Genomic DNA, 15042 nt, shown 5'->3' on the forward strand with positions numbered 1-15042 from the left:
TTCACCGCTCCCCCCGTTCCCCTCTACGGAGACCGTATCGCGCCGACGGTCACTTTCGCGCGCGGGTTGATCAGGACGGACGCCCCCGTCCCCTGGAGCGTCTTCACCAGGCCGCCGGGGATGTTCAGCGCGGTCGTCATCGTGTGGGGGTCGCCGATGGCCAGGAAGCGGTAGGGGGCGGTGAGGAGCCGCCCGTCGGCCAGGATGCCGTCGGGGCCGTCCAGGAAGTAGGTGTCGACACCGGCGCGCACGTCGTTGACCTGGACGACCTCCGCGCCCGCGTCGCGGAGTTCCTCCAGGGCGTCCAGCAGGTTGATCGCCTTGACGCCGCCGCCGGGGTCGCCGACCACCATCTCTATGCCGGGCCCCTCGGCGGGGAGCGTCCCCGCCAGCAGGCCGTAGGTGGCGGCCCGCTCGCGGGCCTCCTGCAGCGCCGTCCCGCCTTCGGCGTCGCGTTCCAGCTCGGCCTTGGTCTCCTCCAGCTCGCGCAGGTCGCCTCTCAGCCGCTCGGACCGCTGGCCCAGATCGGACAGGATCCCGACGAGCTCGTCCTGCCGGGCGGTGGCGAACGTGGTGTCCCGCTCGGTGGACTCCACCTGGGCGACGACGGCGAAGCCCAGCAGGAGGCACAGCACCCCGCCGGCGAGCTGGCCCCGGCTGACTCGCGGCCTCAACAGCGCGGCGAGCCCGCGCAGGCCGGCGGGCTCCGCCGGGCGCCCTTCGGCGCCGGCGGCCCGGCGCCCTTCCGCGGGCCCGTCTTCGCGTTCGTTCTCGTTCCCCGTCATGCGCCGAAGAGCCTCCGCCGGATGCCCGCCACGTTGGAGAAGATCCGGATGCCGAGGACGACCACGACACCGGTGGACAGCTGGGAGCCGACGCCGAGCTTGTCGCCGAGGAAGACGATCAGCGCGGCGACGACGGTGTTGCCGACGAACGAGACCACGAACACCTTCTCGTCGAAGATGCCCTCCAGGCGGGCGCGGACTCCGCCGAACATGGCGTCGAGCGCCGCGACGATGGCGATCGGCAGGTACGGCTGCAGCCAGAGCGGCACGTCCGGCTGCAGCACCAGGCCCAGCGTCACGCCGATCAACAGCCCGATGAGCGCGATCACTCCCGGGTCACCTCTCTCACGGGCCGTCCTCCTCGCGGGGGACGGCGTAGCGCAGCCGGACCGGTCCCGCGGCGGGCAGCCGCACGTCCGGCGCGCGGCGCGTGCGGTACCCGATCCCGAAGCGCTCCTTCAGCGCCCGGAGCCGCCGGTCGGCGGCCGAGCCGGCGAAGGCGTCCCGCAGGCCGCCGGGGTCGCCCAGCGCCGTCACCTCGTAGGGCCTGGCGAGCGGCCGGTAGTCGACCATGATCGCCTCACCGGCGGTGCGGATCGCGGTCGTCGCCGTGAGCCGCTGGCCGTTGACGGCGATCGCCTCGGCGCCCGCCGCCCAGAGCCCGTTCACCAGGACCTGGAGATCCTGATCATAGACCCGCCCGCCGGGGGCGTCGTGGCCCTGCGCACCGGGCGCATCCGGGTCGGCGCGCGGCGCGTCGTCCAGGGTGACCACCAGTCCCTCGCCGGCGGCGGGCGCGGCGGCGGCCGCGGCGGCCGCGCGGTCGAGCCGGGCGCGGGCGCGGCGGCCGGCGTCGCTGCGGGCCAGCGCCGCGGCGCGCCGCCGTTCGGTCTCGGCGCGGAGCCGGCCGAGCCGGCGCTGCAGGGCGTCGGTCTCGGCGGTGCGGGCGCCGATCTCGCCGACGAGCCGGGAGCGCTGCTCGGCGGCGACGGGCTCGCCGCGGCGCACCTCCGCCCCGGCGACCGCGATCAGCACCCCGGTGAGGACGAGGACGAGCAGGACTCCGCTCCCCCGCAGCCGTCCCCGCCGGGGGCGGGGGCCGCCCGCCCCGCCCGCGCGGCGGGCCCGCCGCGCGGCGGCCTCCGCGTACCCGGGGTCGAGGAGCTCGCCCGCGAACAGATCGGCGAGCAGCGACATGGACGCGTCGGGCCGCCGCCATCCGGGGGCGTCCTCGTCCTGTCGCGCGATCACCGCCCCATCATGGCAAGGGACGGCGGCCGGCGCGGCATCAGCCGTCCCGGGGCATGCGGAGGATGTAACCGACCCGCGGCACCGTGTGGACGAGGCGGGGGCCGCGGTCGTCGAGCTTGCGGCGCAGGCAGCTGACGTAGGTCTGGACGACGCCGTCGCCGCCGTCGAAGTCGTACGGCCAGACGTGGTCGAGGATCTGGCGCTTCGTCAGCACCCGGCCGGCGTTGAGGAGCAGGTAGCGCAGCAGGGTGAACTCGGTGGGGGTCAGGCCGATCGGGACGCCGCCGCGCCGCACCTCGCACGCGTCCTCGTCGAGTTCCAGGTCGGCGATCGTCAGCCGGGCCCGTTCCCGCCCGGAGGGCCGAGCGCGGCGCAGCACGGCGCGGATGCGCGCGACCAGCTCCGCGAGGCTGAACGGCTTGGTCATGTGGTCGTCCCCGCCGGCGGCGAGGCCCTTGATCTCGTCGCCGGCGGCGTCGCGGGCGGCGAGGAACACGACCGGGGCGTCGCAGCCGGCCCGCCGCAGCCGGGCGCGGGCCTCCACGCCCGGCCCGTCCGGCAGCGTCAGGGCCAGGACGATCAGATCGGGGACGAGACGCGGCAGGCTCGCCAGCGCACCGGCGCCGGACCCGGCCACGGCCGTCTCGAAGCCCTCGTAGCGCAGCGCGGTCGCGACGAGCTCCGCCAGGCGGGCGTCGCCGTCCACGACGAGGATCTTGGTGGGGGTCACGGTGCCCAGTCTCCCCACCGACCGCCGCGGGCGCGCAGCGGGCCCTCCGCGGCGCGCCGGGCGGAGCGGATCGGGCGGGCCGGGTCAGGCGGGGGCGGGGCGGCCGAGGCCCATGCGGACGGCGAGGCCGGCGAGCACCGATCCCATCAGGTACCGCTGGGCCCGCTGCCAGCCGGGCCGCCGGGCCAGGAACAGGGCGATGCCGCCCGCGCCGAGCACGATGAGGGCGTTGACCGTGATGGCGACGGTGATCTGGGTGAGGCCGAGCAGCATGCTCTGGACGGCGACGTGCCCGCGCTCGGGGTCGGTGAACTGCGGCAGCAGCGACACGTACAGGATCGCGATCTTGGGGTTGAGCAGGTTGGTGACCAGGCCCATGGTGAACAGCCGGCGGGGCCGGTCGGCGGGCAGGTCCGCGGTGGCGAACGCCGTCCTCCCGCCCGGCCGGACCGTCTGCCAGGCCAGCCACAGCAGGTAGGCCGCCCCGGCGGCCTTGACGACCGTGTAGAGCGGCGGGACGAGCGTGAACACGGTGGTGATCCCGGCGGTGGCGGCGACGACGTAGACCAGGAACCCGGCGGCGACGCCGGCGAGGGAGATCAGCCCGGCGCGCCGGCCCTGCGTCACCGACCGCGACACGAGGTAGATCATGTTGGGGCCGGGGGTGAGGACGAGGCCGAGGGCGATGAGGGCGATGCCCGCCGCGGCGGTGAACGAGATCATAACGCTCCTGACGTACCGAGAGATCCGATGCTAGATGCCGGAGCTTTCTCAGTGCAATAATGAAATTGCTCTCGGTGCAATTAGGAGGCGGGCCCATGGAGGACTACCGGAAGGTCGCGGACGCGGTGGCCGCCGACATGGCGGCGGGCCGGCTGCGGCCCGGCGACCGGCTGCCCCCGCAGCGCGCGTTCGCCCGCGAGCGCGGCATCGCGAACTCGACGGCGAGCCGCGTCTACCGGGAACTGGCGGAGCGCGGCCTCGTGGTGGGCGAGGTGGGGCGGGGCACGTTCGTCCGCGCGGCACGCCGCCCGGCCGGTCCTGCGCTGTCCGGGCCTGCGCTGTCGGAGCCGGCGGACGCGCGCGTCGACCTGGAGCTCGGCCACCCCGAGACGCCCGGGCAGAACGAGCTGATGGCCGCCGGGCTGGAGCGGCTGCTGCGTCCGGACGTCCTCGGGGGGGCGCTCGGGCCCGCCGCCGTCACCGGGACGCCCGCCGCCCGCGAGGCCGCGGCGGCGCTGCTGGCCGCGCCGGGCTGGCGGCCCGGCCCGTCCGGCGTCCTGTTCGCCGGGAACGGGCGGCAGGCGATCGCGGGCGCCGTGGCGGCCCTCGTGCCGCCCGGCGGGAGGCTCGCGGTCGAGGCGGTCACCTACCCGGTGATCAAGGGGATCGCGGCGCGGCTCGGCGTGACGCTCGTCCCGGTCGAGGTCGACGAGCACGGCCTGTGCCCGGACGCCCTGGCCCGCGCCCACCGCGGCGCCCCGCTCGGCGCCGTGTACGTCCAGCCGACGCTGCACAACCCGTACGGGACGACGATGCCGCGGGAACGCCGCGCCGAATTGGCGGGCGTCCTGGAACGGCTCGGCCTCCACGCGATCGAGGACCGCGTCTGGGCGTTCCTCCGGGAGGACGGTCCCGCGCCGCTCGCGGCGTCGGCGGCGGACCGCACCGTGCTCGTCGACAGCCTGTCCAAGCGTCTCGCCCCCGGGCTGAGCATCGGGTTCGTCGTCCCGCCCGCCGCGCTGGCCGGGCGTGTCGCCGCGGCCCTGCGCTCCGGTGCGTGGGCGCCGGCCGGGTTCGCGCTGGAGGCGGCGTCCGGCTGGATCGCCGACGGCACGGTCGAGTCGGTGACCCGCGCCAAGCGCGCGGACGCCGCGTCCCGCCTGCGGCTCGCCGCCGAGCGGCTCCCGGGCGCCGCCGTCCCGTCCGGCCCGTCGTACTTCTGCTGGTGGGACCTGCCGCCCCGGTGGCGCGCGGAGACCTTCGTGGCGGCGGCGGCGCGGCGCGGGATCGCCGTCACGCCGGGCGCCGCCTTCGCCGCCGGGACCGGGTCCGCCCCCCGCGCCGTCCGCGTCGGGCTCGCCTCCCCGCCCCTGCGGACCCTCGCCGCAGCCCTCGGCGTCCTCGCCGAGATCGCCGCCGGGTCCCCCGAGGACACCCCGGTCGACTGAGGGCCCGCCGGGTCAGGAGCCCGCGCGCTCGACGACGACGGCCCACTCCTCCAGGAGCGCCTGCGCCGCGTCGGCGTCCGGCCCCTCGGCCCACAGGTGGGTGACCGGCTCGGCAGGGTCGGGCAGGACGAGGACCCAGCGGCCGTCGTCCTCGACCACGCGGACACCGTCGGTGGTGTCGATCGTGCGGTTCCCGGCGGCCTCCACCACGTGCCGCATCACGCTGCCCTTGGCCGCCCACGGCGTCGGGACGGAGCGGCGCAGCAGGTGCGCGTCCGGGATGCGGCGGTCGATCTGCGACAGCGTCAGCCGCGTACGGGCGACCAGCCCGACGAGACGGACGAACGCCGCGATCCCGTCGACCGTGCCGCTGAACTCCGGCATCAGGAACCCGCCGCGCCCGTCCCCCGCGAACACGACGCTGGGCTGCGCGGCGGCCTTGGTGAGGACGTCCTGGGACGTGGACGTCCACTCGACCTGGACGCCGTGGAACCGGCACACCTGCTCGGCGACCCGCGTCGTCGTCACCGGCAGCGCGACCTTGCCGCCGCGCCGCTCCGCCGCGACCAGGTCCAGCATGACGAGCAGGGCCCGGTCGTCGCCGACGAGCTCGCCGTTCTCGTCCACGAGGGAGATCCGCTCCCCCACCGGGTCGAACCGGACGCCGAACGCGGCCCGCGACGACGACACCAGTTCGCCGAGCCGCTCCAGATCGCGCATCCGCTCGGCGAGCGTCTCGGTCGGGTTGGCCTCGTCCAGCCCGGCGTTGCGGGTGAGGACCTCCACCCCGACCTTGCCGAGCAGGTTGGGCAGCACGAGGGAGGCGACGCCGCCCGCGCAGTCCAGGACGATCTTCAGCCCGGCCTCGCGGACCCCCCGGATGTCGACGCGCCGCAGCAGGTCGCGGGTGTAGGTCTCCACGACGCGGGGCGGGTAGGCCAGTTCGGCGATCTCGCCGGGGAACGCGCGGCGGTACTCCTGCCGGCCGAACACGCGCTCCAGCTTGCGCTGCGCGGCCTGCGACAGGTCGGCGCCGCCGGGGTCGAGGAAGATGATGTCGACGCCCTGCGGGTCGCCGAGCGTCGTGCGGATGTAGATGCCGCCGACCGCGTCCTCCCGGCCCGTCTCGAACCGGGCGACGGTCAGCGGCGTCGCCTCCAGGTCGTGGACGTTGATCGCGCTGGCGGTCAGCGCGCTGTTCACCGCGCGTTTCAGCGTGCGGGCCGCGCGGGAGACGTCCCGTCCGGTGACGACCGTGGTGCCCTTCTTCAGCGTCGTCGCGTACGCGCTGGCGAGCCGCACCGCCAGCTCGGGCGTGATCTCCACGTTGACCAGGCCGGACACTCCGCGCGGCCCGAACAGGTTGCGCTGCCCGCGCGACTCCCAGATCACGCTGGTGTTGACGACCGCGCCGGCCTCGATGGTCTTGAACGGGTAGACCTTCACGCCGCTGGAGACGTACGCCTCCGCCTCGATGACGCACTCGTCGCCGATGACCGCGCCCTCCTCGACGCGGGCGCCGGCCATGATGTCGGTGTTCTTGCCGACCACGCAGCCGCGCAGGTTCGTCGACGGCGCGACGAACACGTTGTCGTGGACGATGGCGCGGTGCAGGAACGCGCCCTCCTTCACCACCACGTTGCTGCCGAGGACGGTGAACTCGCGCAGTTCGACGCCCGCCTCGACCTTTGCGTAGTCGCCGATGTAGAGCGGGCCCTTCAGGACGGCCTCGGAGTCCACCTCGGCGCCCTCGGCGACCCAGACGCCGGGCGACACCTCGAACCCGTCCAGGTCGATGCCGACCGCCCCGGACAGCATGTCGGCCTGCGCCTTCAGGTAGCTCTCGTGGGTGCCGACGTCCTCCCAGTAGCAGTCGGCGATGTACCCGAACAGCGGTGCACCCTCGGCCAGCAGCTTGGGGAACACGTCGCCGGACCAGTCGACCGGCTCCCCCGCCGCGACGTGCCCGAGGACCTCCGGCTCCATCACGTAGATGCCGGTGTTGACGGTGTCGGAGAACACCTGGCCCCACGTGGGCTTCTCCAGGAACCGCTGCACGCGGCCCTCGTCGTCCACGATGATGATGCCGAACTCCAGCGGGTTCGGGACGCGCTTGAGCCCGATCGTGACGAGGGCGCCGTTCTCCTCGTGGAACCGCACCATGTCGGTCAGGTCGATGTCGGTGAGCGCGTCCCCGGAGATCACCAGGAACCGGTCGTCGCGCAGCGCCTCCTCGGCGTTCTTGACGCTGCCGGCGGTGCCGAGCGGGATCTCCTCCGTCGCGTAGCTCAGCGACATGCCGAGCTCCTCGCCGTCGCCGAAGTAGTTGCGGATCAGCGCGGCCAGGAACTGGACGGTGACGACGGTCTCGCTGAACCCGTGCTTCTTCAGCAGCCGCAGCACATGCTCCATGATCGGCCGGTTGACGAGCGGAAGCAGCGGCTTGGGCTGGTTGGCGGTCATCGGACGCAGCCGCGTCCCCTCGCCTCCCGCCATCACGACGGCCTTCATCGGGGGGTCTCAGCTCCCTTCTGGTCGCCGGCCGACGGATCCGCGCCCGGTCCCCCCGGCTCACCCGGTTCCGGCGCGGGGCCCGGCCCGGAGGCCGGCGACGAGCCGCGGCCGGCCAGCACCAGTTGCCGCGTCTGCGTCCAGTAGAGGACGGCCGACCACCAGTACAGGCCCGTCCCCCAGATGGCGAACGACCATCCGGTGACCTTCGCCGCGGTCGCCGCCCCGCCGTCGTGGTCGCCCAGCAGCAGCAGCGGGAACGCGTACAGCAGGCACATCGTCGCCGCCTTGCCGATGAAGTGCACCGGAAGCGTCCCGCTGTACCCGAGCCGCCGGACGAGCGGCGCGATCGGCAGGATCGCGAACTCGCGGGCGACCAGCACGACCACCAGCCACACCGGGATGATGTCGCGGATCGTGAGCCCGATGAGCGTCGCGAGGATGTAGAGGCGGTCGGCCGCCGGGTCGAGCACCGTCCCGAGCCTGCTCATCTGGTTCAGCGCGCGCGCCAGCTTGCCGTCCAGCCAGTCGGACAGCCCCGCGAACACGAGCACGCCGAGCGCCCACCAGTCCGCCTCGATGAGCACGAGCCACAGGAACAGCGGGACGCCCACGAGCCGGGCCAGGCTCAGGCTGTTCGGCACCGTGAGGATCCGGTCCTGCGGGGCTCCCTGCTGTGTGCTCACCGACGCGTTCGCCTCCCCTGGTCCCTTGATCCTGACCCTACCGGTAAGGGTTGTGAAAGCCCCGATGACGTCGCCCGCAGCGGCCGCCGTAGTGCACGGCCGACGTGCGGGAGCGCCCCGGACGCGGCCGGATCCGGCGCTGTCGGCCCGGCGGGAACGAACCCGCGCCCGGGTGGGTGCGCGGAGGCGTGGCGGGTCCCGGCGCCCACGGGGCCGGGGGTTCAGTGCGAGCTGGCGACGTCCGCCGGCGGGAAGACGGCCGTGACGACGAACCCGCCGCCGTCGCCCGGGCCGGCGTCGAGCGTCCCGCCGACGCTGCGCGCCCGCTCGATCATCCCGAGGATCCCGAACCCCTCGGGCGCCCCGCCGGACGGTCCCGTCCCGTCGTCGGCGACCCGTACAACGAGGCCCGAGGCGTCGCGGGCCAGGCGCACCGTCACGCGCCGCGCCGCCGCGTGCTTGACGACGTTGGTCAGGGCCTCCTGGACGATCCGGTACGCCGCGACGCCGATCTCCGGCGGCAGCGGCACGTCTGCGCGATCGCCCCGAACGCGTCGGCCAGCTCCGCCCGGTCGAGCGGCCGGTCGGCGCGCAGCAGGTGGGACGCGGCCCCGGCTTGGACGCCGATGACCGTGATGCTGTGGGCGAGGAGGTCGTGCAGGTCCCGGGCGATCCGCAGCCGCTCCTCGGCGACCCTGCGCCGGGCCTCCTCCTCCCGCGTCCGCTCCGCCCGCTCGGCCCGCTCGGTGATCGTCGCCAGCCGCGCCCGGTGCACCCGCCACACCTGGACGGCGATCACGACGGCCACGACGGCCTCGATGACCGCGATCTGCTCCCGGAGCGAACCGCCGCCGGCCCGCATCGCCATCCCGAACACGCACACGGCCAGCAGGAACGCCACGACCGTGACGACGGCCCGCACCCGGCGCCCGAGCACCGCGTAGGCGAACAGCGCGATCACCTCGGCGGGCACCAGCGCGTGGTGCTGGTACTGCGCCAGGTGATAGGGCAGCACCAGGATCACCAGGGCGACCAGCCCAGGGGCGGGCCGCCGCCTGATCACCGCGAGCGGGACGTGCGCCGCGATCAGCAGCAGCGCGCCGGGCACGTCCAGCGCCCGCACGCCGGGCCACATGACCGCCACCGCGGCCGCGGCGGCCGCCAGCAGCGTCGCGAGCAGAGCGTCTCTCGCCGTCGCACCGATCCGGGGCACCATCACCACCCGCCCATTTTCCCCGACGCCCGCGACCCGCGCGAACCGCCCCGCCCTATAGTTCTGCGAACCCCGTCACGAAGGGCCGCCCGTGTCCGCTCCCCCGCCCGGACTCAAGATCACCCTGACCCGGAGGGCCTACCGGTGGCCGCTCCGGCTCTGCCTGACCGCGCTGACGATCGGCCTGGCCGTCTCGCTGTCCACGCTCACCGGCCCCGAACCCTGGGAGCCCGAGGAGGCCCGGCGGACCATCGCCCTCTACGGAGGCGGCGGCGTGCTCGCCGCGGCGGCCGCCGCCCTCTGGGCCTTCATGATCTACCGGACCCGCCTCGTCGTGACGATCGGCGAGAAGGGCCTCGTCCTCCGCCGGGGCGGGAACGAGGCGGTCATCCCCGCGGACGCCGTGGACGCCGTCGGGCTCGTCTGGCCGGTCGCCGACCCCGTCTGGACGGTCTGGTTCGACCCCGGGGCCGCGCCGGGCGTCGACGCCGTCACGAAGGTCGAGGGCCGTGCGGCGGCCCTGCTCCGCGACCGGTCGCTCCCGCCGGGATGGATCCAGGCCGTGCAGGCCGCGGCGACGGGCGCCCTCGGGGCCGCCTGGCGCGTCCTCGACGACGAGGGCGAGGAGATCGAGGGGCCTCCGGAGGGCGGGCTGCCCCGCGCCGACCGCGTCCTCGTGGACGGTGCGGGCCGTTACCGCGGCGAACGCGGCGGCGCCCTGCTCGCCGTGGCCTGCGGGCGGGCGGCCAGACGGCCGGCGGAGCGGCCGGGCCTCCTCGCCCGCGACCCCGGCGGCGGCCGCCGGGCGATCGTGCTGCGCGATCCCCACGCCGGAACGCTGCTGGTGTTCAGGAGGGCGTCCCCGCTGCCGGGCCGCCGCCGCCTGCGCGTGTTCGACGCGGACGGCCGTCTCGCCGGGGAGATTAGGGGCGGGGACGAGCCGTCTTTCCACACCGCCGGCGGCATGCTCCTCGGCGTCACCAGTCGGACCGGCGACCGCTACGTCGTCACCGGCGTGGACGCCAGGGAGTCCGCCTCGCTGCAGATCGGGAACGGCGCCGGCGAAGGCGTCATGTGCCTGGAGCGCTCGCCGTCCGCTCCCGGCCCGCTCCGCACGCTCACCCTGGCCCTCCCCATGGCGGTCCGCATCGCCCGCCGGATCTGAACCGTGCGGCGGCGGGTGGCGGTCAGGTTTCCGGTGCGCAGGTGAGGACGGGTTTCACGTCCAGGATCGGGGTGCCGTCCAGGGCCTCCAGGTCCCGGACGCGCAGGCGGTCCCCCGCGACCTCCAGGATCTCGACCGGGTGCAGCCCGATCGGGTTCGGGCGGTCCGGTGAGCGGGTCGCGAAGACGCCGCGCATCGGGGCGGCGAGGTCGTCGCGCGGGTGGACGCGCAGGACGTCGCGCGGTGACAGGTGCAGCCAGGTCAGGACGAAGACCCGGTCGCCCGGCTGCAGGCCGTCGAGCGCGTCGAGCACGGACGGCTCGAAGACCAGCCACGCCTCGGGCGAGCCCTCCGGCCCCTGCTTGGGCGCGGCGGCACGGTCGGTCAGCGTGGACTCGACGTGGCCGACCGCCGTCACGGTGAAGTCTTCCGGCATGCTCCGATCCTCTCAGCCGCCCTTCTATCCCACGAACGCCGGTTGCGGCAACGGGGGTGCGGCGGGTTAGCGTCGGGGGCGACAGATCGCGGGGGCCCGGCGAACCGGGCTGAGATAGCGGCTGGGACGGCCGCTGACCGCATGAACCTGACCGGGTAATGCCGGCGTAGGGAGAGATCGAGTCGTCATGACCGAACCTGTGGTTCCAGCCGCCCGCAAGACCTACCTCCAGGGCTCGCGCCCGGAGATCCGCGTCCCGATGCGGGAGGTGCCGCTGACCGGCGGCGGCGCCGTCGTCCTGTACGACACGTCCGGGCCGTGCACCGATCCCGCCAGGGAGACCGATGTCCGCGGCGGGCTGCCGCCGCTGCGCGAACCGTGGATCGCCGAGCGGCGCGCGGCCGGCGGCGCGGTGACGCAGCGCGCCTGGGCGCGGCGCGGGGAGATCACGCCGGAGATGGAGTTCGCGGCGCTGCGCGAGGGCGTGGCGCCGGAGTTCGTCCGGGACGAGCTGGCGGCCGGACGCGCCGTGCTGCCCGCCAACGTCAACCATCCCGAGATCGAGCCGATGGTCATCGGACGGAACTTCCTCGTCAAGGTGAACGCGAACATCGGCAACTCGGCGGTGGCGTCGTCGATCGAGGACGAGGTCGAGAAGATGAGGTGGGCGACCCGCTGGGGCGCCGACACGATCATGGACCTGTCGACGGGCCGCGACATCCACACGACGCGCGAGTGGATCCTGCGCAACTCGCCGGTGCCCGTCGGGACGGTCCCGCTGTACCAGGCCGTGGAGAAGGTGGGAGGCGACCCGGCCGAGCTGACCTACAAGGTGTTCCGCGACACGGTGATCGAGCAGGCCGAGCAGGGCGTGGACTACATGACCGTCCACGCGGGGGTGCTGCTCCGGTACGTGCCGCTGACGGCGCGCCGCAAGACCGGCATCGTGTCGCGCGGCGGGTCGATCATGGCGGCGTGGTGCCTGGCGCATCACGAGGAGAACTTCCTCTACACCCGCTTCCGGGAGCTGTGCGAGATCTTCGCGGCCTACGACATCACCTGGTCGCTCGGGGACGGGCTGCGTCCCGGCTCGATCGCCGACGCCAACGACGAGGCGCAGTTCGCCGAGCTGCGCACGCAGGGCGAGCTGACGAGGATCGCGGCCGAGTACGGCAACCAGGTGATGAACGAGGGGCCCGGGCACGTCCCGATGCACAAGATCAAGGAGAACGTCGACCTGCAGCAGGAGTGGTGCGACGGCGCGCCGTTCTACACGCTCGGGCCGCTGACCACCGACATCGCGCCCGGCTACGACCACATCACCTCGGCGATCGGCGCGGCGATGATCGGCTGGCACGGCACCGCGATGCTCTGCTACGTCACGCCGAAGGAGCATCTCGGGCTGCCGGACCGCGACGACGTCAAGGCCGGCGTGATCGCCTACAAGATCGCGGCGCACGCCGCGGACCTGGCGAAGGGCCATCCGGGCGCGCAGGCGTGGGACGACGCGCTGTCGGAGGCGCGGTTCGACTTCCGGTGGGAGGACCAGTTCAACCTGTCCCTCGACCCGGACACCGCCCGCGCGTTCCATGACGCGACGCTCCCGGCCGCCCCGGCGAAGACCGCGCACTTCTGCTCGATGTGCGGCCCGCACTTCTGCTCGATGAAGATCACCCGGGATGTCCGCCGGTACGCCGGCGAACGGGGCCTCGGCGAGGACGAGGCCCTCGCCGCCGGGATGCGCGAGAAGGCCGAGGAGTTCAGGGCGGGCGGAGGGCGCGTCCACCTGCCGCTCTCCCCCGGCGGCACCTAACCGGCGGGCGTGTGACGGGTGGGCGCGGGCCCGGTGCGGATCGGGCCCGCGGCGCACCGGCTCCCCCCGGGCGGGCGTCCCCGTCTGCCCGGGGGGAGGGTCATCGGTTCGCCGCGGTTAGTATCGGGGGACCGTTCCAAAGCCGCGGATCCCCCCGAATCGCCGCCGGCCCGTTGACCCGCCGGGAAGGACCCACGACCGAGGTGACCAGCGACGACACGCCGAAGGCCCCTGCCCGGGCGGTGCGCGCCGACGTGCGCCGCAACCGCGCCCGGCTGCTCGCCGCGGCCAGGGAGATGTTCCAGCGCGACGGGGCCGGCGCGTCCCTGGAGGGCGTCGCGCGGCTGGCGGGCGTCGGCATCGGGACGCTCTACCGCCACTTCCCGACGAGGCAGGACCTCCTGGAGGCCCTGCTCTGCGACGCCTACGACCGGCTGGCCGCGCACGCGCGGGAGCTCATGGCCTCCCCCGCGCCCGGCGACGCGCTGGCGGACTGGCTGCACGCGTTCATCACGCAGGTGACGACGTTCCGCGGCATGGCGGCCGCGGCCGTGACGTCGCTGCGGGACGAGCGGCCGGCGTCCCGCGCGATGCGCGAGGCCGGCGAGGCGCTGTTCGCCCGCGCCCAGGAGGCCGGGGACGTCCCCCCGCAGACCGCGTTCATCGACGCGCTGCGGCTCGCGGGCGCGATCGCGACGGTCACCGAGCACGACCCGGACGCGGCCGGCCGGCTGCTGTCGCTGGCCGCCGCCGGGGTGATCCCGGGCAAGGCGGGCCGGCCGGGCTAGGCGCGCGGGGACACGGCGATCGCGGTGGCGATCAGCCCGTTGCCCGCCGTCCAGCGCCCCTGGAAACCGGCGAACGGGGAGTCCCGGACGAGCAGCCGGGCCGTGAACGTCCCGCCGGGATCGAGCGTGAGGGCGGCGTCCTCGAAGCCGAGCCAGCGGCCCGTGACCGGGAACCACGCCTTGTAGACGGCCTCCTTGGCGCTGAACAGCAGGCGGTCCCAGTGGACGTCCGGGGACGTGCGGCGCAGCCCGTCCAGGAGCGGCAGCTCCTCCTCCCGCGCGATCGTGCCGAGGACGCCGCCCGGCAGCGGCGCGTGGGGTTCGGCGTCGATGCCGAGCGCCGTCATCTCACCGGCCCTCGCGACGGCGGCCGCCCGGTAGCCGTCGCAGTGGGTCATGCTGCCGACGACGCCGTCCGGCCAGCGCGGCGCGCCCCGCTCCCCCCGCGTGATCGGGGCGTGCGGGACGCCCAGCTCCGCCAGCGCGCGGCGGGCGCACCAGCGGACGGTCGTGAACTCCAGCCGCCGCTTCTCGACGGCCCGCGCCACCGCGGCCTCCTCCTCGGGGAGCAGGACGGCCTCGGGCGGGTCGTCGTAGGCGGCGGCGGTGGCGACGCCGGGCGGCAGGATGCGCTCGATCATTCCGTCTCCGGGACGGGGAGGATCCGGCGGGGACCGCGCGGCGCCTCGCCCCGCCTGCGCCATTCGCGGGGGTAGCCGACCGACACCTCGATGTGCGGGACTCCGCCGGTCCAGATCGTCCGGGGGATGTGGAGGTGCCCGTACACGACGGACACCGCGCCGAACCGGCCGTGCCAGTCGGCGGTGCGCTCGGTGCCGCACCACTGGGCGAACTCCGGGTACCACAGGACGCGGGTGGGTTCGCGGACGAGCGGCCAGTGGTTGACGAGGACGGTCCGCGTCCCCGGCTCCAGTGCGGCGAGGCGTCTCTCGGTGTAGGAGATCCGGGCGTCGCACCAGGCGTCCCGGGTGGGATGCGGGTCCGGATGGAGGTACACCTCGTCGGTGCACACGACTCCGGACTCGTGCGCGACGGCGAGGGCCTCTTCCTTGGTGGACGCCCCCTCCGGCCGGAACGTGTAGTCGTACAGGATGAACAGCGGCGCGATCGTCACGGGGCCGCCGTCGCCGTCCCACACGGGGTACGGGTCCTCGGGCGTCAGGACGTCCAGGGCCTGGCACATGTCGACGAGCCTTCGGTAGCGCGCCTCTCCCCGGAGCCGCACCGGGTCGTCCTTGATCGTCCACAGCTCGTGGTTGCCGGGCGTCCAGATCACGGTGGCGAAGCGTTCGCGCAGCGTGCGGAGGGTCCACTCGACGTCGGCGAAGCGCTCGGCGACGTCGCCCGCGACGATGAGCCAGTCGCCTTCCGACGCGGGCCTCAGCCCTTCGACGAACGCGCGGTTCTCGGGGAAACCGACGTGCAGGTCGCTGATCGCGTGAACACCGCTCATCCGGTGATCGTAAGCCCGG

16 protein-coding genes and 1 riboswitch are annotated in these 15042 nt (G+C 74.6%); of the genes, 4 read left to right on the forward strand and 12 right to left on the reverse strand.

All coding sequences use genetic code 11. The features are described 5' to 3' along the window. Positions 1-23: 23 nt before the first annotated feature. The 5 genes from AB0C35_RS38855 to AB0C35_RS38875 all read right to left on the reverse strand — a co-directional run bounded on the left by AB0C35_RS38855 (position 24) and on the right by AB0C35_RS38875 (position 3489). A complete protein-coding gene (locus tag AB0C35_RS38855) occupies positions 24-785 on the reverse strand; it encodes a DUF881 domain-containing protein (RefSeq protein WP_358467260.1) in 762 nt (253 codons plus the stop codon). Then, on the reverse strand, positions 782-1114 hold the full coding sequence (locus AB0C35_RS38860; RefSeq protein ID WP_358467262.1) for a small basic family protein: 333 nt from the start codon (positions 1112-1114) through the stop codon (positions 782-784). The genes AB0C35_RS38855 and AB0C35_RS38860 overlap by 4 nt, the downstream gene beginning before the upstream one ends. A gap of 16 nt (positions 1115-1130) precedes the next feature. Continuing rightward, positions 1131-2036, reverse strand: a complete 906-nt coding sequence (locus AB0C35_RS38865) for a DUF881 domain-containing protein (RefSeq protein ID WP_358467264.1) — start codon at positions 2034-2036, stop codon at positions 1131-1133. A 37-nt stretch (positions 2037-2073) separates the two neighbouring features. Further along, entirely contained in the window at positions 2074-2766 is a 693-nt protein-coding gene (locus AB0C35_RS38870) for a response regulator transcription factor (RefSeq protein WP_358467266.1), read from the reverse strand. Between the two features lie 84 nt (positions 2767-2850). After that, the gene (locus tag AB0C35_RS38875; protein WP_358467268.1) at positions 2851-3489 is read right to left on the reverse strand and encodes a LysE family translocator; all 639 of its coding nucleotides are present in this window, start codon (positions 3487-3489) and stop codon (positions 2851-2853) included. Between the two features lie 95 nt (positions 3490-3584). Here AB0C35_RS38875 and AB0C35_RS38880 point away from each other — a divergent pair, with 95 nt between their 5' ends. Then, positions 3585-4937, forward strand: a complete 1353-nt coding sequence (locus tag AB0C35_RS38880) for a PLP-dependent aminotransferase family protein (protein WP_358467270.1) — start codon at positions 3585-3587, stop codon at positions 4935-4937. A gap of 12 nt (positions 4938-4949) precedes the next feature. On the opposite strand, the gene AB0C35_RS38885 is transcribed toward AB0C35_RS38880, so the two are convergent. The 4 genes from AB0C35_RS38885 to AB0C35_RS38900 all read right to left on the reverse strand — a co-directional run bounded on the left by AB0C35_RS38885 (position 4950) and on the right by AB0C35_RS38900 (position 9350). Continuing rightward, entirely contained in the window at positions 4950-7448 is a 2499-nt protein-coding gene (locus AB0C35_RS38885) for a mannose-1-phosphate guanyltransferase (protein ID WP_358467272.1), read from the reverse strand. Then, positions 7445-8134 carry a CDP-alcohol phosphatidyltransferase family protein gene (locus AB0C35_RS38890; RefSeq protein WP_358467274.1) on the reverse strand — a complete coding sequence of 230 codons (690 nt, stop codon included), beginning with the start codon at positions 8132-8134 and terminating at the stop codon, positions 7445-7447. The genes AB0C35_RS38885 and AB0C35_RS38890 overlap by 4 nt, the downstream gene beginning before the upstream one ends. 221 nt (positions 8135-8355) lie before the next feature. Beyond that, positions 8356-8664, reverse strand: coding sequence for an ATP-binding protein (locus AB0C35_RS38895; protein ID WP_358467276.1), 309 nt, complete (start codon positions 8662-8664; stop codon positions 8356-8358). After that, positions 8607-9350, reverse strand: a complete 744-nt coding sequence (locus AB0C35_RS38900; protein ID WP_358467385.1) for a histidine kinase dimerization/phosphoacceptor domain-containing protein — start codon at positions 9348-9350, stop codon at positions 8607-8609. Before AB0C35_RS38900 ends, AB0C35_RS38895 begins: the two co-directional genes overlap by 58 nt. Before the next feature lie 88 nt (positions 9351-9438). Between AB0C35_RS38900 and AB0C35_RS38905 the strand changes: the two genes are divergently transcribed. Continuing rightward, positions 9439-10512: a hypothetical protein gene (locus tag AB0C35_RS38905; RefSeq protein ID WP_358467278.1), complete on the forward strand. Its 1074-nt coding sequence runs from the start codon at positions 9439-9441 to the stop codon at positions 10510-10512. Between the two features lie 22 nt (positions 10513-10534). On the opposite strand, the gene tsaA is transcribed toward AB0C35_RS38905, so the two are convergent. Then, complete coding sequence (gene tsaA, locus AB0C35_RS38910) at positions 10535-10948, reverse strand: tRNA (N6-threonylcarbamoyladenosine(37)-N6)-methyltransferase TrmO (RefSeq protein WP_358467280.1); 414 nt, start codon at positions 10946-10948, stop codon at positions 10535-10537. 78 nt (positions 10949-11026) lie between these two features. Beyond that, positions 11027-11140, forward strand: a riboswitch (TPP riboswitch). Between tsaA and thiC the strand changes: the two genes are divergently transcribed. Together thiC and AB0C35_RS38920 are read left to right on the forward strand one after the other, a co-directional pair. Next, positions 11136-12761 carry a phosphomethylpyrimidine synthase ThiC gene (thiC, locus tag AB0C35_RS38915; protein WP_358467282.1) on the forward strand — a complete coding sequence of 542 codons (1626 nt, stop codon included), beginning with the start codon at positions 11136-11138 and terminating at the stop codon, positions 12759-12761. It overlaps the preceding riboswitch by 5 nt. Before the next feature lie 203 nt (positions 12762-12964). Then, the gene (locus AB0C35_RS38920) at positions 12965-13549 is read left to right on the forward strand and encodes a helix-turn-helix domain-containing protein (protein WP_358467284.1); all 585 of its coding nucleotides are present in this window, start codon (positions 12965-12967) and stop codon (positions 13547-13549) included. On the opposite strand, the gene AB0C35_RS38925 is transcribed toward AB0C35_RS38920, so the two are convergent. Both AB0C35_RS38925 and AB0C35_RS38930 read right to left on the reverse strand, forming a co-directional pair. After that, the gene (locus tag AB0C35_RS38925; RefSeq protein WP_358467286.1) at positions 13546-14190 is read right to left on the reverse strand and encodes a 4'-phosphopantetheinyl transferase superfamily protein; all 645 of its coding nucleotides are present in this window, start codon (positions 14188-14190) and stop codon (positions 13546-13548) included. The two genes, AB0C35_RS38920 and AB0C35_RS38925, sit on opposite strands and share 4 nt — an antisense overlap. Beyond that, complete coding sequence (locus AB0C35_RS38930) at positions 14187-15023, reverse strand: metallophosphoesterase (RefSeq protein WP_358467288.1); 837 nt, start codon at positions 15021-15023, stop codon at positions 14187-14189. The genes AB0C35_RS38925 and AB0C35_RS38930 overlap by 4 nt, the downstream gene beginning before the upstream one ends. Positions 15024-15042: the final 19 nt, after the last annotated feature.

The organism is Spirillospora sp. NPDC048819 (assembly GCF_040650055.1).
Lineage (GTDB): Bacteria > Actinomycetota > Actinomycetes > Streptosporangiales > Streptosporangiaceae > Spirillospora.

Excerpts from the sequence above, each read along its gene's own strand:
- AB0C35_RS38855 (WP_358467260.1), bottom strand. The coding sequence starts at position 785 with ATGACGGGGAACGAGAACGAACGCGAAGACGGGCCCGCGGAAGGGCGC.
- AB0C35_RS38875 (WP_358467268.1), bottom strand. The coding sequence starts at position 3,489 with ATGATCTCGTTCACCGCCGCGGCGGGCATCGCCCTCATCGCCCTCGGC.
- AB0C35_RS38880 (WP_358467270.1), top strand. The coding sequence starts at position 3,585 with ATGGAGGACTACCGGAAGGTCGCGGACGCGGTGGCCGCCGACATGGCG.
- AB0C35_RS38885 (WP_358467272.1), bottom strand. The coding sequence starts at position 7,448 with ATGAAGGCCGTCGTGATGGCGGGAGGCGAGGGGACGCGGCTGCGTCCG.
- AB0C35_RS38900 (WP_358467385.1), bottom strand. The coding sequence starts at position 9,350 with ATGGTGCCCCGGATCGGTGCGACGGCGAGAGACGCTCTGCTCGCGACG.
- tsaA (WP_358467280.1), bottom strand. The coding sequence starts at position 10,948 with ATGCCGGAAGACTTCACCGTGACGGCGGTCGGCCACGTCGAGTCCACG.
- thiC (WP_358467282.1), top strand. The coding sequence starts at position 11,136 with ATGACCGAACCTGTGGTTCCAGCCGCCCGCAAGACCTACCTCCAGGGC.
- AB0C35_RS38925 (WP_358467286.1), bottom strand. The coding sequence starts at position 14,190 with ATGATCGAGCGCATCCTGCCGCCCGGCGTCGCCACCGCCGCCGCCTAC.
- AB0C35_RS38930 (WP_358467288.1), bottom strand. The coding sequence starts at position 15,023 with ATGAGCGGTGTTCACGCGATCAGCGACCTGCACGTCGGTTTCCCCGAG.